28 protein-coding genes are annotated in these 26,950 nt (G+C 49.4%); 11 read left to right on the top strand and 17 right to left on the bottom strand.

Annotated features, from left to right (window positions below):
* Positions 1 to 77 precede the first annotated feature (77 nt).
* Positions 78 to 656 (top strand): hypothetical protein, encoded by a 579-nt coding sequence (locus FIV45_RS17825; RefSeq protein WP_133118594.1) that lies wholly within the window; start codon positions 78 to 80, stop codon positions 654 to 656.
* Positions 657 to 692: 36 nt separating this feature from the next.
* Positions 693 to 2,462, top strand: coding sequence for a methyl-accepting chemotaxis protein (locus FIV45_RS17830; protein WP_099474246.1), 1,770 nt, complete (start codon positions 693 to 695; stop codon positions 2,460 to 2,462).
* A gap of 107 nt (positions 2,463 to 2,569) precedes the next feature.
* On the opposite strand, the gene FIV45_RS17835 is transcribed toward FIV45_RS17830, so the two are convergent.
* The 4 genes from FIV45_RS17835 to argJ are packed head-to-tail and all read right to left on the bottom strand — an operon-like array spanning position 2,570 to position 5,345.
* Entirely contained in the window at positions 2,570 to 3,070 is a 501-nt protein-coding gene (locus tag FIV45_RS17835) for a GNAT family N-acetyltransferase (RefSeq protein WP_099474243.1), read from the bottom strand.
* A gap of 10 nt (positions 3,071 to 3,080) precedes the next feature.
* Positions 3,081 to 3,524, bottom strand: a complete 444-nt coding sequence (gene mutT / locus FIV45_RS17840) for an 8-oxo-dGTP diphosphatase MutT (protein ID WP_099474241.1) — start codon at positions 3,522 to 3,524, stop codon at positions 3,081 to 3,083.
* The gene (locus FIV45_RS17845) at positions 3,521 to 4,096 is read right to left on the bottom strand and encodes a GNAT family N-acetyltransferase (RefSeq protein ID WP_165777058.1); all 576 of its coding nucleotides are present in this window, start codon (positions 4,094 to 4,096) and stop codon (positions 3,521 to 3,523) included. The genes mutT and FIV45_RS17845 overlap by 4 nt, the downstream gene beginning before the upstream one ends.
* Before the next feature lie 4 nt (positions 4,097 to 4,100).
* On the bottom strand, positions 4,101 to 5,345 hold the full coding sequence (gene argJ / locus FIV45_RS17850) for a bifunctional glutamate N-acetyltransferase/amino-acid acetyltransferase ArgJ (RefSeq protein WP_099474237.1): 1,245 nt from the start codon (positions 5,343 to 5,345) through the stop codon (positions 4,101 to 4,103).
* Between the two features lie 275 nt (positions 5,346 to 5,620).
* Between argJ and secA the strand changes: the two genes are divergently transcribed.
* A complete protein-coding gene (gene secA, locus FIV45_RS17855) occupies positions 5,621 to 8,371 on the top strand; it encodes a preprotein translocase subunit SecA (protein ID WP_099474235.1) in 2,751 nt (916 codons plus the stop codon).
* Between the two features lie 79 nt (positions 8,372 to 8,450).
* Here the strand turns inward: secA and FIV45_RS17860 are convergent, their stop codons facing one another.
* From FIV45_RS17860 to FIV45_RS18640, 4 genes are all read right to left on the bottom strand, one after another.
* Positions 8,451 to 9,401: an acetyl-CoA carboxylase carboxyltransferase subunit alpha gene (locus tag FIV45_RS17860; RefSeq protein ID WP_181040185.1), complete on the bottom strand. Its 951-nt coding sequence runs from the start codon at positions 9,399 to 9,401 to the stop codon at positions 8,451 to 8,453.
* Positions 9,402 to 9,543: 142 nt separating this feature from the next.
* Positions 9,544 to 10,476 carry a site-specific tyrosine recombinase XerD gene (locus tag FIV45_RS17865; RefSeq protein ID WP_099474231.1) on the bottom strand — a complete coding sequence of 311 codons (933 nt, stop codon included), beginning with the start codon at positions 10,474 to 10,476 and terminating at the stop codon, positions 9,544 to 9,546.
* A complete protein-coding gene (locus FIV45_RS17870; protein WP_099474229.1) occupies positions 10,466 to 12,469 on the bottom strand; it encodes a hypothetical protein in 2,004 nt (667 codons plus the stop codon). The genes FIV45_RS17865 and FIV45_RS17870 overlap by 11 nt, the downstream gene beginning before the upstream one ends.
* Positions 12,470 to 12,529: 60 nt before the next feature.
* Positions 12,530 to 12,670: a hypothetical protein gene (locus tag FIV45_RS18640; protein WP_165777057.1), complete on the bottom strand. Its 141-nt coding sequence runs from the start codon at positions 12,668 to 12,670 to the stop codon at positions 12,530 to 12,532.
* A gap of 218 nt (positions 12,671 to 12,888) precedes the next feature.
* Here FIV45_RS18640 and FIV45_RS17875 point away from each other — a divergent pair, with 218 nt between their 5' ends.
* Genes FIV45_RS17875 through FIV45_RS17885 form a run of 3 tightly spaced genes read left to right on the top strand, consistent with a single transcriptional unit; the run spans position 12,889 to position 16,060 of the window.
* Positions 12,889 to 13,599: a shikimate kinase gene (locus FIV45_RS17875; RefSeq protein ID WP_099474227.1), complete on the top strand. Its 711-nt coding sequence runs from the start codon at positions 12,889 to 12,891 to the stop codon at positions 13,597 to 13,599.
* Positions 13,596 to 14,723: a 3-dehydroquinate synthase gene (aroB, locus tag FIV45_RS17880; RefSeq protein WP_099474225.1), complete on the top strand. Its 1,128-nt coding sequence runs from the start codon at positions 13,596 to 13,598 to the stop codon at positions 14,721 to 14,723. The genes FIV45_RS17875 and aroB overlap by 4 nt, the downstream gene beginning before the upstream one ends.
* Before the next feature lie 50 nt (positions 14,724 to 14,773).
* A complete protein-coding gene (locus FIV45_RS17885) occupies positions 14,774 to 16,060 on the top strand; it encodes an HlyC/CorC family transporter (RefSeq protein WP_181040117.1) in 1,287 nt (428 codons plus the stop codon).
* Here the strand turns inward: FIV45_RS17885 and FIV45_RS17890 are convergent.
* The 4 genes from FIV45_RS17890 to FIV45_RS17905 are packed head-to-tail and all read right to left on the bottom strand — an operon-like array spanning position 16,057 to position 18,963.
* A complete protein-coding gene (locus tag FIV45_RS17890) occupies positions 16,057 to 16,416 on the bottom strand; it encodes a helix-turn-helix domain-containing protein (protein ID WP_099474223.1) in 360 nt (119 codons plus the stop codon). The two genes, FIV45_RS17885 and FIV45_RS17890, sit on opposite strands and share 4 nt — an antisense overlap.
* A gap of 5 nt (positions 16,417 to 16,421) precedes the next feature.
* Positions 16,422 to 17,036, bottom strand: a complete 615-nt coding sequence (locus FIV45_RS17895) for a Smr/MutS family protein (protein WP_099474221.1) — start codon at positions 17,034 to 17,036, stop codon at positions 16,422 to 16,424.
* A complete protein-coding gene (gene mltA / locus FIV45_RS17900) occupies positions 17,033 to 18,235 on the bottom strand; it encodes a murein transglycosylase A (RefSeq protein ID WP_099474219.1) in 1,203 nt (400 codons plus the stop codon). The genes FIV45_RS17895 and mltA overlap by 4 nt, the downstream gene beginning before the upstream one ends.
* A 29-nt stretch (positions 18,236 to 18,264) precedes the next feature.
* On the bottom strand, positions 18,265 to 18,963 hold the full coding sequence (locus FIV45_RS17905; RefSeq protein ID WP_099474217.1) for a Tim44/TimA family putative adaptor protein: 699 nt from the start codon (positions 18,961 to 18,963) through the stop codon (positions 18,265 to 18,267).
* 139 nt (positions 18,964 to 19,102) lie between these two features.
* Here FIV45_RS17905 and FIV45_RS17910 point away from each other — a divergent pair, with 139 nt between their 5' ends.
* Positions 19,103 to 19,606, top strand: a complete 504-nt coding sequence (locus FIV45_RS17910; protein WP_099474216.1) for an FxsA family protein — start codon at positions 19,103 to 19,105, stop codon at positions 19,604 to 19,606.
* A gap of 116 nt (positions 19,607 to 19,722) precedes the next feature.
* Positions 19,723 to 20,238 carry a protein-export chaperone SecB gene (secB, locus tag FIV45_RS17915; RefSeq protein ID WP_099474214.1) on the top strand — a complete coding sequence of 172 codons (516 nt, stop codon included), beginning with the start codon at positions 19,723 to 19,725 and terminating at the stop codon, positions 20,236 to 20,238.
* A gap of 53 nt (positions 20,239 to 20,291) precedes the next feature.
* Here secB and dnaQ read toward each other — a convergent pair whose 3' ends face one another.
* From dnaQ to FIV45_RS17940, 5 genes are read right to left on the bottom strand one after another with little or no spacing between them, the layout of a single operon-like run.
* A complete protein-coding gene (dnaQ, locus tag FIV45_RS17920; protein WP_099474212.1) occupies positions 20,292 to 20,984 on the bottom strand; it encodes a DNA polymerase III subunit epsilon in 693 nt (230 codons plus the stop codon).
* An 11-nt stretch (positions 20,985 to 20,995) separates the two neighbouring features.
* Positions 20,996 to 21,616, bottom strand: a complete 621-nt coding sequence (coaE, locus tag FIV45_RS17925) for a dephospho-CoA kinase (RefSeq protein WP_204602289.1) — start codon at positions 21,614 to 21,616, stop codon at positions 20,996 to 20,998.
* Positions 21,613 to 22,476 (bottom strand): shikimate dehydrogenase, encoded by an 864-nt coding sequence (locus tag FIV45_RS17930; protein WP_099474210.1) that lies wholly within the window; start codon positions 22,474 to 22,476, stop codon positions 21,613 to 21,615. The genes coaE and FIV45_RS17930 overlap by 4 nt, the downstream gene beginning before the upstream one ends.
* Positions 22,473 to 23,084: a Maf family protein gene (locus FIV45_RS17935; protein WP_165777056.1), complete on the bottom strand. Its 612-nt coding sequence runs from the start codon at positions 23,082 to 23,084 to the stop codon at positions 22,473 to 22,475. The genes FIV45_RS17930 and FIV45_RS17935 overlap by 4 nt, the downstream gene beginning before the upstream one ends.
* A complete protein-coding gene (locus FIV45_RS17940) occupies positions 23,071 to 23,904 on the bottom strand; it encodes a pyruvate, water dikinase regulatory protein (protein WP_099474206.1) in 834 nt (277 codons plus the stop codon). The genes FIV45_RS17935 and FIV45_RS17940 overlap by 14 nt, the downstream gene beginning before the upstream one ends.
* Positions 23,905 to 24,387: 483 nt before the next feature.
* On the opposite strand from FIV45_RS17940, the gene hemE reads away from it, so the two are divergent.
* The 3 genes from hemE to hemJ are packed head-to-tail and all read left to right on the top strand — an operon-like array spanning position 24,388 to position 26,841.
* Positions 24,388 to 25,428 (top strand): uroporphyrinogen decarboxylase, encoded by a 1,041-nt coding sequence (hemE, locus tag FIV45_RS17945; RefSeq protein WP_099474205.1) that lies wholly within the window; start codon positions 24,388 to 24,390, stop codon positions 25,426 to 25,428.
* On the top strand, positions 25,428 to 26,405 hold the full coding sequence (gene hemH, locus FIV45_RS17950; protein WP_099474203.1) for a ferrochelatase: 978 nt from the start codon (positions 25,428 to 25,430) through the stop codon (positions 26,403 to 26,405). The genes hemE and hemH overlap by 1 nt, the downstream gene beginning before the upstream one ends.
* Positions 26,398 to 26,841, top strand: coding sequence for a protoporphyrinogen oxidase HemJ (hemJ, locus tag FIV45_RS17955; RefSeq protein WP_099474201.1), 444 nt, complete (start codon positions 26,398 to 26,400; stop codon positions 26,839 to 26,841). The genes hemH and hemJ overlap by 8 nt, the downstream gene beginning before the upstream one ends.
* Positions 26,842 to 26,950 lie beyond the last annotated feature (109 nt).

Here is a 26,950-nt window from a genome sequence, read left to right on the forward strand (position 1 = left end):
TGTTTCCGGGGATAGTGAACCAAATCACTATCCCCAAAATCAAGATGTTTCATATCACCATGCAAAAAGGTCCTAAAATGAAAATCATAGATACTCTGAAAATTACATTCTTCACACTCATCCTCACCCTCATCGGTTTTTCTGCCTACGCCCAGGAAGATGTTGCCAAAGCCCATATCAAAAACAATGTCGCAAAATGGATCGGAAATGCGACACTCATTACCGGTATAAACGCCCAGAACATACGAAATACAGCACTGAACCAAAACGAAATAGATGCCCAGGACAAAGTCTGGCGCGCTGAAGTGAAAAATGGCGGCGGTTCAATGACAGCCGCCGTTCTATCCAACGATGTTTCTACTTTTCTCAAAAACATCCGGGATGAGTCCGGAGGACTTTATACGGAAATATTCGCGATGGATAACAAAGGTCTCAATGTCGGTCAAAGTGATCTAACGTCTGATTTCTGGCAAGGGGACGAGGCCAAGTGGCAAAAAACATTCAAAGTCGGCCCCGGCGCCATTTATGTCAGTGAGGTAGAGTTTGATGAATCCTCTCAAAGCTATCAAATCCAGGTCAGCGTCACCATCTCCGATCCCGCCACAGGGGCTGCCATTGGTGCCCTTACCATAGGAATGAATGCCGAAATGCTCTGAACAGAAAACTCATAGCTTTTTTTAAGGAGCACCATAATGGAAGTTTCAAACGTCAAAAGCAGAGTTCACATACTCGGCGCACGTCTTACAGCGATGCCTGTCGGGCGCAAGATATTATGCATTGTAATTGTTGGCATCATCACCATTTGCGGGTTCTTTTCGACTTATCAGTCCCATATTATGAATTCGGAGCTCACCCAACTTTCCAAGTCCGGATCCACCATTATCACACAGCTTATTGCCTCCCAACTGCCTTTGGCCATTCGTTTTAATAAACCCGAAAACATACAGAATGTATATTTACCTCTGACCCGAACTGAACATTCCACATTGGCATCTTTCATCGCTGTTAATGCGAAGGGCGATATCATTGATGAATATCACTCCGCGGTCCTGAAGGACTTCCCTCTCTCCAGCCTGGTAACCGGCGACCTTCTCGCAATGGAAAAAGGCCGAACCACCCTCATCCGGTCACAGGATTATTCCGTTATCGCCGCCCCGGTGTTCGATAACAAGGGCGCCAAAACCGGTACAATAGCCATAGCCTGGAGCAATCACCGTATCAATGCTGCCCTCAAAGCGGCACAAACCTCTCAATTAATTTATAGCAGCATCGCTATCATTCTAATGGCTGGTATTTTGCTGGTCCTGATCCGCAAGGTTCTGAGCACCCCCCTAATCAAACTGACCTCTTGCATGGGTGAACTTGCCAGCGGCAACAATGATGTCCACATCAAAGGCCTGCAACGCAAGGATGACATTGGTGATATGACCAGAGCCGTTCAGGTTTTCAAGGACAATGCTGTCCGCATGGTGCGCATGCAGGAAGAAACCCTGCAGCGTCAGGCAGAGGAAGAAGAACAGGCCCGCCAGACGGCACGCAAGGAACGCGACCTCGCCGAAGAAACCGTCCGTCATGAAACCGCCGCAAAAGAGCATGCCGCCCGTGAACGGGATCAGATGCTGCGCACTCTGGCCGACAGCTTTGAATCCCGGGTGATGACCGTACTGAAAAGCGTAACGACTTCCGTCTCTGAAATGAATAAAACAGCCAACGACCTCACCAAAGCCTCCACCGAAACGTCATCGGAAGCAGGACTGGCGGCCAATGCCTCTCGTCAAGCGGGGCAGAATGTGCAAACAGTCGCCGGGGCTGCGGAAGAAATGGCCGCATCCATAGCAGAAGTCAGCCGACAGGTTAGTCAAGCAGCTGATATTTCGCGGAACGCGGTTGATGAAGCACAACAGGCCGGTCTGCAAGTACAGGAATTGTCTGCCGCCACCATTAAGATTGATGAGGTGATAACCCTCATAACCGCCATTGCGGAACAAACAAACCTTCTGGCTCTAAACGCCACCATAGAAGCCGCCCGCGCCGGAGATGCCGGACGGGGATTTGCCGTCGTGGCAAATGAGGTTAAAACCCTCGCCAATCAAACAGCTCAAGCCACGCATGATATCGCGGCACAGGTTTCCAATGTACAAACCGCCACCAGATCCGCTGTGAGTTCGGTAAATAATATTGCCACGACGATCAATGACATCAACTCTATTTCCACATCCATTGCCAATGCGGTTCAGGAACAAACGGCTGCAACCCGAGAAATCAGCCAAAACTCTCTCGCTGCGGCTACCGGTACACAAGAGGTTGATCAGAGTGTAACAAACGTGAGCAATGTAGCCGACCAAACAAACCAGATCGCAGAAAAACTATTGGTCGCGTCTGATGAACTGGCCCAACAAGCCAATGGACTTGGCGCCGAGGTAGGCGACTTTTTAAAGGAGATCAGAGGTAATCAAAACTAGATACAGTTGGGATATTTCAACCTTCGACATCTTTCATTTGATATCTCTATTTCCGGTCCGCCCCAAGCCAGAAGAGGGACATTCTATAATCTTTGCAGAGGGGGACTTTATACGATCGGACAGACAACTTTACTGCGCCGTTCCATAAAGGCCACATCGCGCCAGACGCCGTTGAGCTGACCAATTTTCTCAAAAATTCCCACCACCCGGAAACCCAATTTTTCATGCAGGTGAATACTAATCTTATTTTCCGGGAAAATTTTCGCCTGCAAGGTCCAGAGTCCGGCCTGCTCCGAAGCAGTGATCAATTGCGACAGCAACAGCTGCCCCGCCCCCTGACCCCTGGTTTTTTCATCAATATACAAACTGGTTTCCGCCACCCCTCGATACGCATGCATTTGGCTAAAAGGCGACAACACACCATAGCCCACCACATGATCCGCCCCTTCTTCCAGCACCAGACGACAATCTTGTCGATAGGACGCGTCCCAATCCGGCCAGTTTTTCACTGCCGTGGCATAGGTCGCATTACCGGTGTCGATGCCCTGCTGGAATATCCGGCAGATATCCTCAAAATCATCCCGTTTGAATGTGCGGACAGTCAGCATGGCATTCCCCTTAAAGAAAATCGCGGATCATGGCAAGCAATGGCGCGTCAGCTGGCGGCATGGGGTAAGTGCCAAGGTCCTGGATTTTCACCCACTTCAATGTCTGTCCTTCCCGAGGCGTCAAAATGCCGTCCCAACGGCGGCAGAGAAACATCGGCATCATCAGATGGAAGTCTTCATAGGTGTGAGAGGCGAAAACAAACGGCGCAAGACAGGCTTCGGTCACATCAATATTAAGTTCCTCGTTCAGTTCGCGGATCAGGGCGCGTTCGGGGGTTTCTCCCTTTTCGACTTTACCACCAGGGAACTCCCACAAACCAGCCATGCTTTTACCTTCCGGCCGCCGAGCGAGCAGGATGCGCCCGTCAATATCAATCATAATCACCGCCGCCACCAGCAATACATCCACCGGGCCTGTGGGGCGTCCGGGCACATCAGGGCAAAGTTGGCTCATGTTACTTTCTCCTGAGTGGCGTTCTGCGTCAGCCAATCTGCTTTATCCAGCGTGAAAAAAGCCGTACACCCGCCTTCCTGATGGCCGTCACGGTAATATTCTGCTGGTACAGCCCCGCCATCAACAAAGCCAACTTTCTTCAAAATGGCTTGTGACCCATAGTTCTTTTCCGCCGTTTGAGCGACAAAGCGCACAATAGTTCCCTCGTCAAATCCCGCTGAAATGGCCGCTTTCAACACTTCCGTCCCCAGACCTTTGCCCCAGAAATCAGGGTGCATCCAATAGCCAACTTCCGTTTCTGCAGTAATGGTGAAGAGGCGGACACCGCCCACATGACGACCCGTTTCTTTGTCTTCAATGGCATACTGGATTGATTGACCATCCTGGAACTTCTGTATCGCTTCCCGGATAGAATTCTCACCGTCTTCACGCCGGTATGGTATGGGGACATTATTTGATAACCATTGAACAACATCCCAGTTGCTCAGAACCTCCACATGGGCGTCCAGGTCATCCAGAACATAAGGTCGTAAAATGAGGCGTGAGGTTTCTATCCTCTCCGGAAAACTCATATCGTTAACTCCTGTAGTCGGCATTAATGCTGATATAATCATGGGTCAGGTCACACGTCCAGACCGTTGCCGTACCGGATCCGATCCCCACATCAACGGACAGATCAATATTCTGCCCCTTCAGGTGAGCGGTACAGGCAGCCTCGTCATAGCCCGGGACCGCCATTCCCTCTGCCGCGACTTTCTGCCCGCCAATCAGAATTTCCAGGCTGTCCCGGTCAGCCGCTTCCCCGGCCTTGCCCACTGCCATGACAATGCGGCCCCAGTTGGCGTCCTCTCCTGCGATGGCGGTCTTGACAAGTGGTGAGTTGGCGATACTCATGGCAATAACCTTTGCCGCCCGGTTATCTTCGGCGCCACTAACCCGAACTTCGATGAATTTATGCGCCCCTTCCCCATCTCGGACCACCTGATGTGCGAGATCCTGCATCACGTCAAGAAACGCCGCCCTGTATGCAGCCAACAACGGATCATCAACAGATCTGATCCGCTCTCCTACCCCGGATTTCCCGGTGGCGAAAGCCAGAACGGTATCCGACGTAGAAGTATCGCTATCAACCGTGATGGCATTAAACGACTGATCCGCCGTGCATTTCAACAGGCTCTGCAAAACATCCTGGCTCAAATCCGCATCGGTAAAGATATATCCCAACATGGTCGCCATATCCGGAGCAATCATGCCGGACCCCTTGGCAAACCCATTTATAGTGACCTCGGTACCGTCGAGCAGGACAGTACGCGTCGCGCCCTTAACAAAAGTATCTGTGGTCAGAATGGCGCCCGCCGCGTCGCGCCACCCTCCCGGAGACAGGGCGTCCACGGTTGCCGACAGGTGCTTGTTGATCTGGTCCGCACTGAGGACTTCACCGATCACACCGGTGGAAGAGACATAAATTTCTTCCGCCGCACACCCCATATTTTCCGCCAGCGTCATGACCGTTGATCTCATTGCCGCATCACCGGCCTTACCGGTAAAGGCGTTAGAATTTCCGGCATTGACCAACAACGCCCGCGCCTTTTGACCCGTTGCGAGGTTGGCGCGACAGAAATCTACCGGCGCCGAAGCCGTTCGCGACAAAGTCAACACACCTGCAACCGTCGCCCCGTCGGGAAAAGCCGCGCAAAGCAAATCGTCGCGCCCCTTATACTTCATCCCCGTCGCCGCTGTGGCAAAAAGCACGCCGTCAATCTGGGGCATCACCGGAAAACCCTTAGGGGCCAAAGGGGAGATTTTTTCAATTTTCGCCATAATCACTCAATCCTTGGTAAAACAAGAAACCCCGCTTATTCATCGTAAGCTTTTGGTCACACTTTACAGCTATATAATCCCCTGATCTTCAATATGTCCATTATTTCCCACCAGGGATGTTAAAATAGTCCGGTATGAGCGGTTTTATTGGCGATAATGAGGATCAGTCATTGACAGCAGGGGTGGACAGACTTATCTGTGCTACTTCACGGAAATTTTTTTGATGTTTCGGGATTGATCTCTGTACAGCCCGCGACCCGAATAAGGAAATAATAATGTTGGGATTGGGCAAAATTGCCAAAAAAATATTCGGCACCGCCAACGATCGTTATATCAAATCGCTGATGCCGCAGGTTGCCGCCATTAATGCGTTAGAAGAAGACATCCAAAAACTTTCCGATGCCGATCTCAAAGCAAAAACCACCGAATTCCGCGCCCGCCTGAAAGAAGGCGTCTCCCTCGACAGCCTGCTGGTAGAAGCTTTCGCCACCGTGCGAGAAGCCGCCAAGCGAACCCTCGGACAGCGTCATTATGATGTGCAGCTGATTGGCGGCATCGTGCTCCACGAAGGTAAAATCTCCGAGATGAAAACCGGCGAAGGGAAAACTCTGGTATCCACGCTGGCCGGCTATCTTAACGCCCTGCCCGGTAAAGGTGTCCATGTGGTCACCGTCAATGATTATCTCGCGACCCGCGACAGCCACTGGATGGGCCAGGTTTTTGAATTCCTTGGCATGACCACAGGCTGTATCGTGCCCAACATGGACGACGAGGCCCGCAAAGCCGCCTACGCCGCCGACATAACCTATGCCACGAACAATGAACTGGGTTTCGATTATCTGCGCGATAATATGAAGTATCACCCAGATGCCATGGTGCAACGTGACCCCACCTTTGCCATTGTCGATGAAGTCGACAGCATTTTGATTGATGAGGCGCGCACACCGCTGGTGATTTCCGGGCCAACCGAAGACAAGTCAGACCTTTATGTCGCCATTGACAAAATCATTCCCGAACTTAACAAAGACGATTACGAAGTCGATGAAAAAGCCCGCTCTGTCACGCTGACGGAAGACGGAATGGAACATCTGGAGCAGATTTTGATCAGTCACGACCTGATCAAGGGCGACAATATGTATGATTTTGGCAATGTCGGCGTGGTGCATCACGCCAACCAGGCCCTGCGCGCCCATTGCCTTTTCAGCCGGGAAAAAGATTACATCGTCAAAGACGACAATGTTATTATCATTGATGAATTCACCGGACGAATGATGGAAGGCAGACGCTTTTCCGATGGCTTGCATCAGGCGCTCGAAGCCAAGGAAGGCGTTGAAATCCAGTCTGAAAATCAGACGCTGGCCTCTGTCACGTTCCAGAACTATTTCCGCCTCTACCAGAAACTTTCCGGCATGACGGGTACCGCCGCAACCGAAGCTTCTGAATTTGGGGAGATTTACGGTCTTGGCGTGGTGGAAATCCCCACCCATGTGCAGGTACAACGTATTGATGATGACGACGAGATTTACCGCACCACGGTCGAAAAATTCAACGCCATCGTTGACCAGATTGTTAAGTGCCAGGAAGTCGGACAACCAATTCTGGTAGGTACGGTCAGCATTGAACGCTCTGAATATCTCGCCAACCTTCTCAGTGAGCGCAAAATCAAGCATAATGTCCTTAACGCCAAGTTCCACGAACAGGAAGCCCACATCATCGGGCAGGCAGGACGTTATGGTGCGGTAACCATCGCGACCAATATGGCCGGCCGTGGAACCGATATCCAGCTTGGCGGTAATCTGGACATGCGGCTTGAATTGGAAATTGATGAAACTGACGAAGCAGCCCGTACTGCCGCGGCAGAGAAAATAAAGGCCGAAGTCGCCACGGAAAAAGCCAAGGTTCTGGAAGCCGGCGGCCTGTATGTGCTTGGCACAGAACGCCATGAAAGTCGCCGCATTGACAATCAGCTGCGTGGTCGTTCCGGCCGTCAGGGTGATCCTGGCCGTTCGAAATTCTTCCTCAGCATGGAAGATGATCTGATGCGCATTTTTGGCGGTGAACGTATGGACAGCCTGATGCAGAAATTCGGGTTTGAGGAAGGCGAGTCCCTGATTCACCCCTGGCTCAACCGCGCTGTGGAAAAGTCACAGGAAAAGGTCGAAACCCGCAACTACGAAATCCGTAAAAATCTTCTGAAATTCGACAATGTCATGAATGACCAGCGCAAAGCCATTTACGACCAGCGGCGCGATGTGATGAACAGTGATGACCTGTCCGAAACCCTGTCCGATATGCGGGCTCAGGTTGTTGAAGACCTTGTTGAAAATCATATTCCGGCCCGCGCTTATCCCCAGGATTGGGATACTGAAGGCATGAGCGAAGAAGCCACCCGTATCTTTGGACGCGATTTCGGCCTGAAAAGCTGGGTCGAGGAAGAAGGTATAGATTCAGAAGCCTTTGAAAACCGCCTTATCGACGAAGCCGACCGCTTTATGGCCAAACGCGCCGCCGATATGGGGCCGGAGATTATGCGTCAGGTGGAACGTAGCCTGTTGCTGCAGGCCATTGACCGCTTCTGGAAAGAACATCTGGCTCAACTGGATCACCTGCGTCAGGTTATTCAGCTGCGCGCCTACGGCCAACGCGATCCGCTCAACGAATATAAAACCGAAGCCTTCAGCATGTTTGAACAAATGCTGGAAGCCACCCGGGACAATGTCGTGATGTTGATGGCCAACATCGAAATTGCGCCAGCAGAACCGCTGCCAGAATTACAGGACCCGGACCTTAGCACCTTGGATATAACTCACATCGACGCCACCACAGGTGAGAATGATGCGTCCGCAACCATAGATCCCAAGAACCCGAAAACCTGGGGTGAGGTTTCACGAAATGCTCCCTGCCCATGCGGCAGCGGAGAAAAATACAAACATTGTCATGGAAAGGTTTTGCCAAAAGCCGGTCGCAATGATCCTTGCCCATGCGGCAGTGGCCAGAAGTACAAACATTGCCATGGGGCGCTATAACCTCCCCATCTTCAGACAAAGAAAAAGCGCTACAAGAGTTAATCCTGTAGCGCTTTTTTTGTAACTGTAGAAAAGTCGCCTAAAGTCCGACTTTGCCCATTGCGAGGAATTTCTCACGGCGCAACTGTTTTAGCTTGTCCCCGCTCAAGGCAGAAAGCTCACTAAGGGATGTTTCCAGAGACTTGCGGATGGTTTCCATGGTCAGGTCATGGTCCCGATGCGCACCGCCCACAGGCTCCGGGATCACTTCATCAATAACATTCAGTTTCAACAGATCCTGAGCAGTAATCTTCATGGCATTCGCCGCATCTTCCGCCTTATCCGCCGTCCGCCACAGAATTGATGCGCAGCCTTCCGGGGAAATCACTGAATAAACGGCATGTTCCATCATCATCACGCGGTTGCCAGCCGCAAGTGCGACAGCGCCCCCGGATCCCCCTTCTCCGACCACGATGGATATCAATGGTACCTTCAGGCCAAGACACGCTTCAGTTGACCGGGCAATAGCTTCCGCCTGCCCACGTTCCTCTGCACCGATACCAGGATAGGCCCCGGAAGTATCCACCAACGTAATCACCGGAATATCGAACTGTTCCGCCATTTCAAGAAGGCGAATGGTTTTGCGGTAGCCTTCCGGCCGCGCCATACCAAAATTATGCTTCACCCGGCTTTGGGTATCATGACCTTTTTCATGACCGATCACCATCACTGACTGACCTTTAAACCGGCCAAGACCCCCCATAATCGCCAGGTCATCTGCGAAAGCACGATCCCCGGCCAGTGGCATAAAGTCAGTGACCAGATTTTCCACATATTCCTTGAAGTGTGGCCGTTCCGGATGACGCGCCACCTTGATCTTTTGCCAAGGAGTCAATTTACCATATGTATCGCGCAACAGTTTGTCACGTTTGGTTTCCAGGCGGGTGACTTCTTCGGCAATATTAATTTCTTCCCCGCTTTCGAGGTTCCTCATATCACGGATCCGGCTTTCCAGCTCGGCGATGGGTTTTTCAAAATCCAGATAAGTCAGCATATAATTTTCTCAAAAGTCAGACAGAATAAATTCATTAATACGAGCAGCCCTTATACCCCTCCGTCATAGAAAAAATAAGCCCAAAAATCAAATAAATCCAATATTGGCCTACGATATGGGCTCTACAGGTTTTTTTTGTTTAAAACTGTTTCGGCTTTGATGGTTCCGCTAGTGGATGTTTACTTTGCACCAGACTTTTCAAGCGCTCCTCCAACACATGCGTATAAATCTGGGTGGTGGTGATATCTGAATGACCCAGCATTTTCTGCACCGCCCTTAGATCCGCACCATGCGAAAGCAGATGGGTCGCAAAAGCATGCCGCAATACATGGGGAGACAGCTGGCTGGGTAAAAGACCAACCTCAGCCCCCAACTCCTTCAACAACTGCGCAAACCGGTGGCGGGTCAAATGTCCTTTCGCCCCCCGTGAAGGAAACAACCATATAGAGCCCTTTTCCGGCGTGTCTGTTTGCGTCTTCATGTGATTTACATAGGCCTCCAGGGCGCGCAGGCTGCGGTCATTAACCGGCACCAAACGCTCTTTATCTCCTTTACCGCGCACATAAATATATGGCTGCCCCCCCTGAATCGCGGATTTCGGCAAACTGACCAGTTCACTGACCCGCAACCCGGCCGCATATAACAGTTCCAGCATGGCCAGCAAGCGCAGAGATTTAAGGTCTGCTTTCTCCTCCACCCTGTTCCGGGCCGCTATAAGCAAAGCATCCACTTGCTGTTCGCTCAGTAATTTCGGCAAGGATCGACCGATCTGCGGGCTATCAATGCCAAGGGTTGGGTTGTCACCGCGTAACCCATCGGCATAGAGAAACTTATAGAATTGCCGTATTGCTGATAATTTGCGCGCCTGGGTACTGGGCGCCAGCCCCCGTGCGGCAAGGTGCTTGAGGTAATCTCTCACACAATCCCGGTTCAAATCCTGCAAGGCTATATTACTATATTCCGACAAATGGGTCAGATCACGGTCATAATTTTCCAGGGTATTTACCGACGCACCCCGTTCTGCCCCCAGCATATCAAGGAACAGCGTAATCAGCGTCCGGTCAGAAGCCATTATTCGCCATGATTTCTAGGCCCAATTGCCGGGCTTCTTTTTCAAGACCAACGCTCCGCAGAGCCCGGATCAGAGCACTGACGCCGGTGGGATCAAGATGCCAAGGATCATTTTCGCCAGCCGCCATTAAACCGAGCAAAACAACCTCCCCCGTTCTTTTCTCTGCGGCTGCCGCAATCAGACTGCGCCACAAGGCAACAGGTAACGGCTTGGCCTGCATCGTCAGAGGTCCTGTCAGTTCCTGCCACAATTCTTCCGGCACATTGAACCCCAAGGCTTCGGCGATACTGTAGAAAAGCCCTGCTTTTTCCGCCCTCTGATCCGGCGACAGAACCATCTGTCCATTCCACCACAGGTCCAATATTTCCCGTGACCAGGGAATACCATCCTTCTCGCCCGAAAGAATCAACATTGGCCAGACATCCATTAGCGCCCGCGTGGCGTCACTATTCCCATTGTAGGCTTCCGTACGAACAAAATCGAACCAGGCCTGCGCCTTAGCGTCATTGCCCGCCAAAAGCAGTCCTCTGCTAATATGGTGCGCATGCTGTAATAGTGTATCAGAAGGGGCTAAACTGTTAACCGTGCGGACGTTAAGTCGGGCCACACGGGCCATGTCCTGACGCTGCACTGCCCGGTTCCATATTTCCCGTAACATTTCTGCTTTGGACTGATCATTAATTTGCTTCGCCGCCGCCTGATAGAGCAGGGCATCCCCTAATGCACTGTCGTCCCCTCTGGCAATGGAAATGGCGTTTTCATATTCTTCGGCGGAAAACCGTAAGCTGTTATAATGCGCTGTCAATTTATCAACCGGATAAGTACCGCGACGATAACTTTCCGCCGCCGCGAGGAAACGTTCTTCTTTCGGAACATTAACGTTGCTCGCCAACGCATAAAGTACAACGGGTGAGGCTTCGGCAAATAACTTGGTATCGATCGGCTGTTCCAAAACGGACAGCAAACTATACGTCAGCGGGTCAAGTTGGCTCAATCCAGAAGACAGGCTACGATCCTGAGCAATCCCCTCCTCGTCCTGTTTGAAAGACAATTTATTAATCAGGTCAAAAAATACAAAATCAGTATTGCCCTGTTCCATCAACAATTCGATGGTCAGTCCCGCACTATCCCCACGGCCTTCCATCGCCTGGCAATAAGCCAGCAGCTTCAACCAATATGGATCTACAGGCATTTCTTCCATATGCTGACGGGCGATACTGCAGGCCGTCGCAACATTACCCGACATCAACATCAGGTCGCTGATTTTATGAGACCCCGCATAAGATTCTGGCGGCAACATGTTGAGAAAAGATACCAGATTTTCCAACTGTCCTGTTTCACTGATTTTTTCAATTCTAAGTGCCAAAAACTTCTGATTGTCCTGCGGTTTTTCTGCCGCAGGAAATGCCGTTCCTCCGGTTTGTCCCAGAGACATATCCTCCTGTGCCACGCCACGTTCCAAAGCCTGAACAACCGTGTTTCCCGGAACCGCTGCCGCGGACAGAAGCAACCGCTCTGTCAGCTGTGCCAAGACAGGGGATTTGGTCGGGACATGCCATTGACCCAGCCACTTTTCAATCCATTTCCGCTCCGAACCCTGCCATAAATTAACCGTGAAACCTCCCTCGACCGGACCAATAAGCCCCATAGCTGCCGGCTCGACCGCATTTAATTCCATGGTTTCAATAATTGGTTCATCAGGAGAGTTGCCCTGTCCTGCGTCTTGGTTTGAATCCCCTTGTTCAACAGGCGTCTTGGACAGATCGGTAGTTTCCGCAGGGAGATATGGTCCCGGCTCACCGGAAGGAAACAAGATGGAGCGTGGTTTATGCTGGGCCGGTGTATGAGGCGTTGTTGTTTCCCCTAGTGTTTCCGTCACGGGCTGTTGCAGGTCTCTTTGCTCTTCCTGGGCTGCCCATAAGACACCCGGCGAGAGAAATGTCACCGCCGCTGTTATACATAAGGCTCTATACTTGAATTCTTTACGGATCATTTTTTTTCCTGATCGAGGCAAGAGGGCGCAGGGCGTTTATTTCAAGGATACCCTCCAGACTTATTGTGGGAACCTGTCATCCGGCAGGGTTTTTTCCACCTGCTGTGTCGGGGCTTCTATATCAACGGTCATCAGATACACTGCACCGCCGCCGATACCCACAATGATCAACATAATAATTGATAACCAAAATTTACCCATAATCTATCTTTTTCCTACTGTATAATGATCGCGGGTATCGCACCTGCGGCCAGCTGACATTCCGTCCTGATGCGGGCAGTCTAACCATCTCTGCGCCAATGGTAAAGTACCCTCATGGTTTGTTCGACGATAGTTGATAAAAAATATGGTCTTTTAAAGGCTCAAGGCCAAAGGATTCTTTTGTAAACTGTGCAAGCCATGCTAAAGAGTATGGCAAGATGAGACGATATAAAAAAAACAAAGTAAAATCCCCTTCGGTTCGTTTGAGATACCCTTTGACAAAGAGCATCTCTCTCGTCGGCCTTATGGGATCTGGCAAGACCACCGTTGGCGTACGCCTGGCCCGCAAGCTGGGAGTAGCCTTTGTTGATTCCGACGCAGAAATTGAGGTTGCCGCCGGACATACAGTCAGCGAGATTTTTGAAAAATTCGGTGAAGATGATTTCCGCAACGGCGAACGCAAGGTCATTGATCGGCTGATTTCAGATAAACCGATGGTTCTGGGCACAGGGGGCGGCGCCTTTATGGACCGCGATACCCGCAAGAACCTGAAAGACCGCACCATTACGGTGTGGCTTAAAGCCAATATTGATCTGCTGGTTGAACGGACATCCCGTCGGGATACCAGGCCTTTACTGCGCGCCGGAAACCCGGAAAAAATACTCCGCGATCTGGCCAAAAAAAGATACCCTATATATGGACAGGCTGATATCACGGTTGAAACAGGGGTCGGCCCCCATGAAAAAGTAGTCAATGATATTATTGCAAAACTAAATGACTACCTTGCTGCAGAAAAACACCAGCAGGACCCAAATGGACCTAGAAATACGCCCCAAAAAGTCCGCCAAAAACATACCCGGCGGTATCCGCCTAAAAAGGTACGCCCCCAACGGTCACCTGTTGAAAAGTCGCCTGGAAAAGAAGCATGAGCCAAAAAATCACGGTTACAGTTAAGGATCACAGCTATCCCATTTATGTCGGTGCCGGCCTTCTCGAACAGGCCGGAGAAATTATTGCGCCGATACTGTCCCGACCTCAAAGCGTGATTATCACCGATGAAAATGTTGCCCGACATCAGCTGTCACGGCTGGAAAAATCCCTGACCAATGCCGGAATTGCTTTCTCCACTCTGATTTTACCGGCTGGTGAAGCCACAAAATCCTTTGACCAACTACAGAACGTCCTTGATCAGTTGTTGGAACTGAAACTGGAACGGTCCGATAAAATTATTGCATTCGGTGGCGGGGTAATCGGCGATCTCGTCGGGTTTGCTGCCAGCATTTATCAGCGCGGAATTGGCTTTATCCAGATCCCCACAACGCTGCTGTCCCAGGTCGACAGTTCCGTCGGTGGCAAATGCGGCATCAATACCCCGCGTGGAAAAAACCTGGTCGGCAGCTTTCATCAGCCGGATCTGGTCCTGACCGATGTCACCACTCTCGACAGCCTGCCCGAGCGCCAGGTCCGCGCTGGTTATGCTGAGGTGGTTAAATACGGCCTGATTAATGATGTGGATTTTTTCACCTGGCTGGAAAGCAACGGAGAAAAAATAATTGCCGGTGACCGGCTGGCCCAAACCCATGCAATCCTGACCAGTTGTCGCGCCAAAGCCCACGTCGTTGCCGAGGACGAGAAAGAAAAAGGAAATCGCGCCCTGCTTAATCTCGGCCATACTTTTGGCCATGCGCTGGAAGCCGAATGCGGCTATGCCGACACCCTGATTCACGGTGAAGCCGTTGCCATTGGTATGGTCATGGCGTTCGATCTATCTGTAAGAATGGGCCTCTGCCCTCAGGCGGACGCCGAAACAGTGCGCCAACATTTGGAACGACTGGCTCTACCGACCCGTATTTCAGACCCTAAGCATGCTCTCTCAAATATACCGATGACAGCCCAAAGGTTATTTGATCATACCCTTCATGACAAAAAGGCTTCCGGCGGCAAAGTCACCTTTGTCCTGACCCGGGGGCTGGGGCAGGCCTTCCTGTGCAAGGACGTCGCCCCAGATAATATTAAAGCAATTTTTCAACAATCCCTTGACGCAGCAGACTGATAAGGGCCACTGTTAGGCATCCGAACAAACACTTTTTTGCGGTATATACCATGTTGACAGAAATTCTCTTTTTCTCCGGTGCGATCTTTCTTCTGATCATCCTTTCTGGTCTGTTCTCCGGATCGGAAACTGCACTGACCGCCACATCACCTTCACGCATTCACCGCATGGCCAAGGGCGGAAACCGTCGCGCCGCGCTGGTCGAACGCCTGACCGGAGATGCAGAGCGCCTAATTGGCGCTATCCTGTTGGGGAACAACCTGGTCAATATTCTTGCCTCTGCTCTTGCTACCGCCTTTTTCATTCGCCTGTTTGGCCAGCTGGGCGTATTGTATGCCACAGTTGCCATGACACTGCTGGTGTTAATTTTCGCCGAGGTTCTGCCAAAAACCTATGCCATTTCCAACCCAGAGCGCATGGCCTTACGGGTCGCGCCTTTCGTGCGACTCGTGGTCTTTCTCTTCTCGCCATTCGTCAGCATGGTGCAATGGGTCGTTCGCACTACCCTGCGTCTGTTCGGCGTCGATATCAGTGGCGAACAAATTCTCTCCGCCCACGATGAAATCCGCGGCGCCATAAGCCTACAAGCCCATGAAGGTGGCCTGATTAAAAACAGCAAGGACATGCTCGACAGCATTCTTGATTTACAGGATGTGCAGTTAGAAGATGTTATGGTGCACCGGAAAAATGTTGAAATGATCAACGCCGAAGACAGCACCGATGAAATTTTTACCCAGGTTGTGCAAAGCCCCTTTACCCGCCTGCCGCTCTGGCGTGATAATCCGGACAATATTATCGGCATCATTCACGCCAAGGAAGTCTTGCGGGCTGTGAAAGACAATAATGGGTCTGTAGAAGGTCTGGATTTTCTTCAAGTCGCCCAGGAACCATGGTTTGTGCCGGAAACCACAAGCCTGCAGGAGCAATTATCTAAGTTTCTTTCAGAAAAATCCCACTTTGCTCTGGTGGTTGATGAATATGGTGCTTTTATGGGGGTCACCACACTGGAAGATATTCTGGAAGAGATCGTTGGCGATATTTATGATGAACATGACACCAGCTCTTCAGATGTACAGATCTTGCAAAATGGTGGCATTATCACCAGCGGCGATACCCCCCTGCGTGACTTAAACCGGCAGTTTAATTGGGAACTTGATGACGAGATTGTCACCACCATCGCAGGTTACGTCATTGATATCGCAGAAACCATTCCCCTGCCCGGGCAAAAATTCAACCATAACGGTTTTGGTTTTGAAATACTGAAACGGCGCCGCAATCAGGTAACCTCCATCTTGATCACCCCACCGGGTCGCCCAAAACATTCACCAAAGTCTTAATCCTTACCCCTGTCAAGCAGGTCCATAAGTTCAGCGACCCGCTGCGGCGAAAGCTGATCGACCTTTGCCGCCAGGGTATTGACAAAGGCTACTGTTTCGGGTGGAAGACCTGCCGTATTTATTGTCGTACGCGTATCCGACAGCCGCGCCAAAGTTTCAATTTCCTCCGCATCATCCCAAATCAGATAAAAATAATGAATTACTTTCTGAACCATGGCCCAGCTTGGCTGCCCCCGATGGCCATGCTCCAATGCCGAAAGATACGCCGGACTGACCCCGAGGTCCGCCGCCATCTTTTTCTGATTGATGCCGCGGGCCTTACGTAATGAACGGATCTTCTCACCAAACGGGGTCATACCGGCTATCCTCTTTGCCGCTTGAGCACGACGTAGAGGGCACCATCCCCGCCATGTTCACGATTAGCCGCATAATAAGAAACAACATGACGGGAGAGGTCTCCCTGAGACAGCCAACGAGGCACATTGGTTTTCAGTACCCCGCGCTCCCGGTCATAGTCGGCTCTGCTATTGTTCATCTGGTCACCACGCCCCCCTTTGCCGGTAATCACCAGAATAAATCTTTTGCCTCGCTGCTGGGCTTCCAAAATATAGCGGCTTAAAACAGCATACGCCTTATCCTGTGTCATGCCATGCAAGTCTATTTTTCCCTCTGGCTTCACTTTACCGCGGCGCAGCCTCTGCCGCCAGTTATGATCGGCGTCCTTGAGTGCAAAACTGCTGCCGGGGGCTACGGTGAAGGACATTTCTGTCAAATCCAGTTCCGGCGCCGTCAAAAACCTGTGATTGTTACCGTAATCAAAGCCTGTTTCACGGGTATTTATTAAGGGGTAGGCCGTCCGACGCAATTGCGGACGCGCAGCTCGGTTGCTTTCCATTCGACTGATATTTTCCGTGACCCTTTGCCATAATTGCGCGTCTTCCGGGCTCAACCCATCTTTTTTCTTCTTACCGGTCATGATTTCACCGCGGCATCCGGTATGGCCAATACATGAGGCTCCCGGCCCTTCGGCACCAAAAAGTAATACCGTCCTTTATCCTTCATTGGTCCGGCCATAAGACCGGCATCCGCCCCAACGCCCCAATAGACATCGGCCCGTACGCGACCTTTTATCGCTCCCCCGGTATCCTGAGCAATCACCAACCGCCGGATCGGGTCTGCCAATTCTGTGGTAGGGGAAAGGTCAAGCCATACCGGCATACCAAGGGGAACATAGTTCCGGTCCACCGCAAGGGATCTTCCCGGAGTCAGTGGCACATTCATGGCCCCGACCGGCGCATTTTCCGACAGCGGTCTGAAAAACACATAGGACGGATTCTTCCACATCAGGGCCTGAGCCTGCATAGGGTTATCCCTCATCCATTGACGAATGGCCTGCATCGACATTTTTTCGCGGGAAATCTCGCCACTTTCAATCAGGAACTTGCCAATAGCATGATAAGCCTTGCCATTTTTTCCCGCATAGCCGAACAATCGTCGGTCGCCATTCTCGTAACGAATAACACCGGAACCCTGAATATGCAGAAAAAAGGCATCCGTGGGATCCTTAAGCCAAACAAGCTCCAGTTCCTGATCTTCCAATGCTCCCTCATCGATCAACTTGCGGTCTTTATAGGGGACGAAAGCCCCATCTTTAATTTCTCCGATAATTTTTTCGCCCGCAAGCGCCTTGCTGAAGTCACCAAGGTCCAGAACCTGCAAGTCTTCCGGCAGGGCATAAAGGGGATAATTATATTCTTCCGATGGCATCGCACTGCCGGAATACTCTGGTGCAAAATAACCGGTAAACAGACCTTCTGTATCCGTTCGGTAAGACACAACCGTGAAATATTCTTCAAAAAAACGCCTGGCTACTTTATTTGAAATAGAAGAGACTTCCATACCGGCCTGACAGCTTTCATGCCAGTCCCTCGCCAGTCCCCCCAGGATTTCCGGTTTTATTTTGCTGTCTGGTGGCATGGATAACAAAACAGCGCAGGATTTCTGGAACGAGGTCAGGGCCGCCCCGTGTACATCTTTATCCCACCCCGCCAAGGTCTCAAAAGGGATTTTTACAAAAGCCGGAACATCCTCCGCATCACGGTCTATCGTTATCAGGACAGACAGAGACATCAGGAAAAGCGCCCCGGCGCCAGTAATAATGAGAGATTTCCACATGGCTCTGCATAACCTTTTTCAGGGAACGGTTACCCCGTACGTGTCGCCACCAGCGTCCAGTTAGGATCGGCGCTTTTGACATCGCGACAAAATGTCCAGATGTCTATGATTTTAATCGCCCGGTCCGGATCACCTTCAACAACCCTATCATTCTCATCCACCGTCGACATAATCATATGACTTGTGAACTCGACCGTAATTTCAGCCATGGATCCGCTCAATGTCGCATCCACCAGGTCAATTTTCTCAATATCCATCAACCGGTTTTTCTGATGCCGGTTTTGTTTTTCGAGGGCTGTAATCGCACCGTCAAACAGATCAAAAACCTCCCGGCTAAGCATGCTGCGCAGACTTTTACGGTCTTTGTCCCAAAAAGCATTGAGGATCATGTCGTAAGCATATTCTGCCCCGTCAAAGAAACTGCGTAAATTAAAAGTAGAATCAAACTGATTTACTTTTTCAATAACATCATAAAAAGGCGATGACTTACTCAGCCCAAGATTAACCGCCTTGGCAGGCTTGTCCGCTTCCGGGCGCAACGAGATGACATTATCATCCGCTTCGCTCTGTTCTTTATGGTAAGGCCTCTTTCCCCGGTCTTCACCTTGATCTTCTGTCGGATCATACCCCGTTTTTTTGCCTAAAGTCCGCCGCAACTGAAAGAGAATAAATACCGCGACCAGCGCCAATATGATAATAAGTTCAAAGCTTTCAGATTCAGTCTGCATATTTTTCCTGCTTTATACCTTGGAGATGAACACATACACCCTATATAGTCTATATATAGGCTTAATGAAATAAATTTGAATAGAACATTTAAGCCGAGCCAACAAATAATGTTTAAATTCATATTCCAAGGCCTTTTTAATGCGTTTATTGACCCTTTTTATCCTGCTTGCCGTGCCTTATCTGGAATTTCTTGTCTTTATGGAAGTCGGTGACGCCATCGGGGGATTTCCGGCCCTGTTGCTGACAATTCTTACTGCGGTGATCGGGGTTTATCTGATTAAACAACAGGGATTGGTCGTCATGAACCGTATGCATGAAACATTGCAGCGCGGTGAAAGCCCCGTCGAAGAAATTACTCACGGTTTTTTCCTGCTGATAGCCGGCCTCTTTTTCCTGCTGCCTGGCTTTATCACTGACAGCATTGCCGTATTGCTAGCCATTGAACCCATTAGGAATTTTTTGGGAAAAAGCATTCTGCGAAATGTCGGTACGACATTTTATCGCTCAAATCACCCGAACCAGAATGAATATTACACTGGTACCATTATCGAAGGGGAATTTGAAGAAGAACCGAAAACAGCAGACAGACCGCGAAATATTGACCATGATACCGACCATGAATGCGACAAAAGGCCGAAATAACCGTATATGGCAGCTATTTTAATGAATGGACCATGTTCAGCTTGTGCTGAAACAGAATCCATGTTAGCCAACTTGTTTTTATAATAACCGAACCTATAGCTATTGGGATATTTAGTATGTCAGATGAAACTGAAAACACAAATGTAGATGCCGCAGCAGGTACTGAAAATACCGAAGTGCAGATCGCCATTCTGGGTCAATATATCAAGGACCTGTCCTTTGAAAACCCGACTCCGGCACAGACATTACAAAAACTGTCGCAGGAAAAACCTTCCATGGACATCAATGTGAACCTAAACGCCCGCGGCGTCGGCGAAGATGTGTATGAAGTTGATCTGAAAATTACAGCAACTGCAAAAGCCGGTGAAGACACCGCTTTTGTATCCGAGTTGGTTTATTCCGGCCTGTTCGCTGCCAAAAATCTGCCAGAAAATACACTGCAGCCGTTCTTGATGATCGAAGCACCACGTCAATTGTTCCCCTTCGCCCGTCGGATAATTTCAGACGTAACCCGCGATGGCGGCTTCCCGCCTCTGATGCTGGAGCCTATTGATTTCGCCGCCCTTTATCAGCAGCAGATTCAACAAGCCCAGGCCCAGCAAGCCGCTGAGAACGACGTTATTGTAAACTAGTTGTTTTACAGATAAATAAAAAAACCCTCCGAACAATGCAATCGGGGGGTTTTTTATGCTTTTACTTTATGCCACAGGGCTTCTTCACCAATTTTAGCAACAAACTCTGCGTGACGCAGCAGCTCTTCAGCACTCGGCGCATGGGGCCTTGCTTCACGAAGAATGCGGGGTTTCGTCGCGACTGTTTCTGTATCTGCGGCTGACTTTTTTGCCGTATCCAGTTCCAGACCCCGTTGACGGCCACCGCGCAATTCCAAATAAACTTCTGCCAGAAGTTCCGCATCGAGTAAGGCGCCATGCTTGATGCGATTGGAATTATCAACGGAAAACCGTTTACACAATGCATCAAGTGTATTGGGTGAACCAGGAAACTTGCGGCGGGCCATATTGAGCGTATCAATCGCTCTTGTTTTGGGATACTCGCTATGCCCGACCTGCGAGAGTTCATAATTTATGAACTTCATATCGAAATCGGCATTATGGGCCACCAGGTTGGCGTCCCCAACAAAATCAACAAATTCTGCATAGATTTCCGCGAAGGTGGGGTAGCCTTTGAGAAATTCCTCGCTTAATCCATGAATTTTGAAAGCGCCTTCCGGCATATCCCGTTCCGGGTTCACATATTGATGATAGACGTTACCTGTGGGAAGAAAGTTTTCCACCTCAACACAACCAATTTCAACCAACCGGTCACCATTAAATGGATCAAACCCTGTTGTTTCCGTATCAAAAACAATTTCCCGCATATCACATCCGCCTATTTGTTATCTTTCACGGGATTTTTTTCTCTGATCGCCGCAATGAGTTCCCGCACCTGAGTTTCAGCATACTCTATCCCCCGGTCGGTTTGAACGATAAAGTCCGCCCGGTGTCGTTTCTCCTCATCCGGCATCTGCTTTGACAAAATTTGTTCGAATTTTTCCAGACTCATTCCTGGGCGTGCCAAAACCCTCTGCCGCTGCACCTCGGGGGCGGCTGACACCACCACGGTATAATCGCACACCTGATCCCCGTTCGTTTCAAAAAGTAACGGGACATCCGCAACCGCCATATCATGACCCGTCATCGCCGCCTGCCTGAGAAATTGCTGCCGTTTTGCTGACACAAGGGGATGCAAAATCGCTTCAAGGTTTTTCAAGGCCGCTCCATCACCGAAAACCTGCGCCCCGAGTTTCTTTCGATCAATCCCTTGCCCCGTTTCTACGCCGGGAAACGCCCTTGCCACGGCAGATACCGCTGCTCCACCAGGACCCAAAAGCTCATGCACCGCCTGATCGGAATCAAATACCGGGATATCCATCCGCCTGAACATTTTTGCGGTTTCCGATTTCCCCATCCCAATCGAACCGGTAAGACCCAACAAAATAATGTCCGTCATACTTCAAGGCCTTTCAAAACATAGTGACGTACAGCCGGATCAACCTTTACCTTTTGACCAAACCAGGCTTCAAAAGCTGGCGCCGCCTGATAAAGCAACATGCCAAGCCCATCCACGATAACATTTCCCCGCTCTCGCGCGGCCCGCAACAAATCCGTTTCAAGCGGGTTATAGACAATGTCATAAACCACAGCTGTGTTCGGCAACCGCGATAAATCAATCTCCAATGGTGGTTGGCCTTTCATCCCGAGAGTGGTTGTATTGACAAGCAAGGTAATATCAGACAAACCGGACGACAAATCCACCCAGTCACCCACCGTCAGTCTTGCAGGATCATAATACTCTGCATAAATTTGCCCGAGTTTCTCCGCCCGCGACTTCGTCCGGTTATACAAACGAACCTCGGGCACCCCGGATTCCAACAGACTGACTACTGCCGCTCGCGCCGCGCCACCCGCACCAATAATAGCCACCGGGCCTGCTGTTGGCCGCCATGTCGGGGCGTTTTCCTGCAAATTTGTTAGAAAACCGTAGCCATCCGTATTGCCGCCATATAGTTTGTCATCTTCAACCCGCACAAAATTAACCGCCCCGATCTTGCGCGCCAGGTCATCGATATAATTAAGAAAAGGAAATACCAGTTCCTTGTGCGGCACGGTCAGATTAACACCGCAAATTCCCTGCGCCGGCAGTGACCTGATAAAATCCTTCAGGTTTTCCGGTTTGACGGCATAAGCCTGATAATCACCATCTATTCCGTGTTCTCGCAGCCAATAACCATGAAGCCTTGGCGACAGGGAATGCCCGATCGGCCAGCCCACCACACCTGCCTGCATATGTTTGCTTTCATGTTGTGTCATGATTTTAAAATCTTCAATGCTCTTAAATCCCGCATTACCTGTAACAATGGTAATCCCAATATGGCGTAATAATCCCCTTCAATCTCGGAAAATAATTGTGATCCCAAATCTTCCAGGAGATAGCCGCCAACGCTCGACAGTATTTTGTCCCCAGACCGATCAAGATAATCCTCAAGAAAATCAGCTGAAAAATCCCGCATTACCAGGCGGGGCCGTACTGTCTCACACGTTAACACCTGATCCCCCCTTAACAAGGCATATGAGGTGTAAAGATAATGCTGTTTCCCTCTGAAAAAGGCTAAATGTGTCGCCGCTTCCTCTCGATTAACCGGCTTGTCAAAGAGCCTGCCCTCACAGACCAGAATTTGATCTCCTCCCAGAATAACCTTTCCCGGATGATCCTGTGCCACCACTCTGGCTTTTTCCACCGCCAAAGCTTCCGATATCTCTTCCGGGCCGGCGCCTGAAGCCTGAAGCCTGATTTTCACAGCCCCTTCGTCAATATCCGCGGCCTGGGTGATACACTCAATGCCAGCCTTTTCCAGCATCTGTCGCCGAGACCGACTGGCTGAAGCTAAAACAAGAGAGGGGAGATCATTTTTCAACATCTTTTTCTTTATCATCGTCAAATTTATATTTCAGTTTCATGATCGCACCTGCGGTTTCCTCAATTGAGCGGCGGGTGACATCAATCACCGGCCAGCCCCGGCTTGTCATCAGACGCCGTGCTTGTTGCACTTCCTGTTTGATATGGTCTTCATCCACATATGTGGTTTCCTTTTCTTCCTTCAACGATAACAGTCGATTGCGGCGGATCTGTACCAGGCGATCAACACTATTCACCAACCCAACGACAAATTTTCCTTCAATATTTTCCAGTTCTTTTGGTAATGGTTGATTGGGAACAATCGGTACATTGGCCGTTTTCATTCCCTTATTCGCAAGATATACACAAGTCGGCGTTTTTGATGTTCGCGAAACCCCAACCAGGATAATATCCGCCTCTTTCAGACCTTCTGGATACTGTCCATCATCATGCAGTAACGTGTATTGCATTGCGTCAATGCGTTCGAAATATTCATCATTCATTTTATGCTGCAGACCAGGACGGGCTATACTTTTTGCCCCTAAGTGACGACCCAGTTCACGAATAATGCCATGCAGAACAGAAATATATGGCCAGTTATGTTCTTCACAGGCGTGGATCAAAACCTTTTCAATATCCTGATTGACCAGGGTAAACATTACAATACCCGGTTTTTCAGCCAACTCCGGAATAAGGCGTTCCATATGGCGGGCCGTCCGGATCATCGGCCAATAATGCTTTTTTGCGGTAAATTCAGGAAATTGCGCCAGAGCAGCCTTAGCCACCTGTTCCAAAGTATCGCCGGTTGCATCGGAAACCAAATGAAGATGCACTTCTTTCATATATATTTTTCCTCGGTCACTTTATTACAGCGTTACATTTACAAAATTAGGATAAAATAGAATTATGGGGATAACTCGGCTTTTTTGCCAAACTGCCATTTTCCACACACCTAGTTGTTTTTATATACGTCAGGTTATCCAGAGGAGGATAACTTTTTTTCTGGCCTGGGGAAACCGATGAGTTTTTTTCGATCAATTTAGGCCTTATGATTAATATCCCCATTATTCACATTGTTAAAATCGTTATATTTTGGCCTTATACATAGACTTATTCTTTCAAAACCGCTATGTGATAAACATAAATTTCAGTGTTTTTTCTGTCCATGGTTCTGGGGATAACTATTAATCCCCATGACACACAGGCATCCACTACCACTACTACTTTTTATTTATAAATAAATAAGATAGTAGAGAAAGAAACCTGAATAACTTTTAGGCCTTAAAAAGCCAATATCGGACACAAAGAACCCACGGTAAGTAAATATGTCAAATAACAAACTTTTTCTTCAAACACTTAATTCCCAGCCCAGTGACAAGGTCCCTTTTTGGTACATGCGTCAAGCTGGACGTTATTTACCGGAATATATGGAACGTCGGAAAACCGCAGGTTCGTTTCTCGACCTTTGCTACTCTCCTGAGTTCGCTGTTGAAGTTACATTACAGCCCTTAAGACGCTATCAAATGGATGCCGCCATATTATTTTCAGATATTCTTGTTGTTCCCCAAGCTTTGGGGCAGCATTTGGAATTTCGTCAAGGCGAAGGACCTGTTCTGACACCGGTTGATACAGCTGAAAAGCTTGCCTTGCTTAGCATGGAAGGGTTTCATGATCATCTGGCGCCCGTGTATGAAACGGTAAAACGCCTGAGTACAGAAATTCCCGAAACAACAACACTTATTGGATTTGCCGGCGCCCCCTGGACTGTTGCAACCTACATGGTGCAAGGTCACGGATCGCCTGATCAGGCGGCGGCACGCTCTATGGCTTTTCAGCAGGAAGATGTTTTTGAACGTCTTATTGATCTTCTGATTACGGCAACTTCTGAATATCTGATAAGGCAAATCCATCAGGGAGCAGAAGTTATTCAGTTGTTTGACACCTGGGCCGGTAATCTTCCGGATGATCAGTTCCGTAAATGGGCCATAGAGCCCGTAAGGCGCATCATTGAGAATATTCGGGCCGTGGATAAGGATATCCCTGTTATTGGCTTTCCACGGGGCGCAGGTTGCCGCTATCCTGAATATATAAGCGAGACTGGAGTTTCAGCCGTTTCAATTGATACCACCATGCCACTTGAATATGTTCGTGATAATATTCAACCGCTATGTCCGGTACAGGGAAATCTTGACCCGTTGCTTTTGGTTGCCGGTGGAGAGGCTTTGGAAAAACGTGTTATTGAAATTCTTGATACACTGGGCAACGGGCCCTTTATCTTTAATCTGGGCCATGGCATTGTGCCGCAGACCCCCCCGGAAAATGTAGCGCGGGTTTCTGAAATTGTGAAGGCTTACAGAAAAAAATAATGGCGGACTGTCACGAAAAACAAAAAGTTGCTGTTGTTCTGTTTAATCTTGGCGGGCCCGACAGTCTTAAGGCTGTAAAACCGTTTCTGTTTAATCTGTTTTATGATCCGGCGATTATTGCCCTGAAAAATCCATTGCGCTGGGTCGTTGCGAAGCTGATTTCAAGCCGTCGCGCGCCGATAGCCAAAGAAATTTATAAGCAGATGGGGGGAAAATCTCCTATTTTACCACAAACCGAAGCGCAAGCATCGGCGCTGGAGGAACTGCTTAATCTGTCTGGTGATACCACATATCGCTGTTTTATTTCTATGCGGTACTGGACTCCGGTTTCGGGCGAGACCGCACAAAAAGTTGCAGCCTTCACCCCGGATCGCATCGTATTGTTACCACTTTATCCCCATTATTCCATTACCACGACAGGATCGTCTTTTATTGATTGGATGAAAAGTGCCGTCACGGCAGGTTTAACTATGCCTTACCGCGCTGTGAGGCAATATCCTGATCAGGAAAACTATATTGCTGCTCAGGTAAAGGTTATTGAAGATGTTAGGGCCAAGCTTGATCATCCTGAAAATTACCGAATTTTATATTCTGCTCATGGGTTACCGGAAAAAATTATTGAAGCGGGGGACCCCTACCGGGATCAAATAGAAATGACCTGCCGTCTGGTTCAGGAAAAATTGGGAAATCCGGACCATATGCTGTGTTTTCAAAGTCGGGTAGGGCCGTTGAAATGGATTGAGCCTTATACCGAAGATGCTATAAAACAAACGGTATCAGACGACAAAGGAATTATCATTGTACCAATTGCCTTTGTTTCCGAACATTCTGAAACTTTAGTGGAACTTGATATTGAATATCGTGAAATGGCCACCGAGCTGGGGGCAAAAGATTATGTCAGGGTGCCTGCTATTGGATGTCAACCAGAGTATATTAAGGCCCTTGCCCATTTGACGCGGAGTGCTTTTAATGATTGATTTTTTTGCTGAATATTATCGTTATTTCATGGCCCTGCATATTATTGCCGTGATTAGCTGGATGGCCGGAATGTTTTATATGCCGCGGCTTTTTGTTTATCATTGCCGATTGGAAGAGGGGTCAGAAGCCTCTGAAATGTTCAAGGAAATGGAACGAAAACTGTTGCGTATTATCATTAATCCGGCAATGATTTTCGCTTGGATATTTGGATTGTGCATGGCGTTTGGTCACGATCTGTGGGGGGATCTCTGGTTTCAGATAAAATTTTTCTGTGTTATTCTTATGAGCGGGTTTCATGGATATCTATCCCGGTGGCGGAAGCTATTTGCCCGTGATGAAAATACCCACAGTGAAAATTTCTTCCGCAAAGTAAATGAGGTTCCGACACTATTAATGATTGCCATCGTTTTTCTGGTGATCCTGAAGCCTTTTTAAAGGCTTGACAGATATAAAATGGAAAAGTACAAAACGGTCTTTCTTTAATCGAACTTTTACACTATTATGCTTATATAAGCTCATCAACCGAGACATTCATTTTATCATT

It is taken from the genome of Paremcibacter congregatus (assembly GCF_006385135.1).
GTDB lineage: Bacteria > Pseudomonadota > Alphaproteobacteria > Sphingomonadales > Emcibacteraceae > Paremcibacter > Paremcibacter congregatus.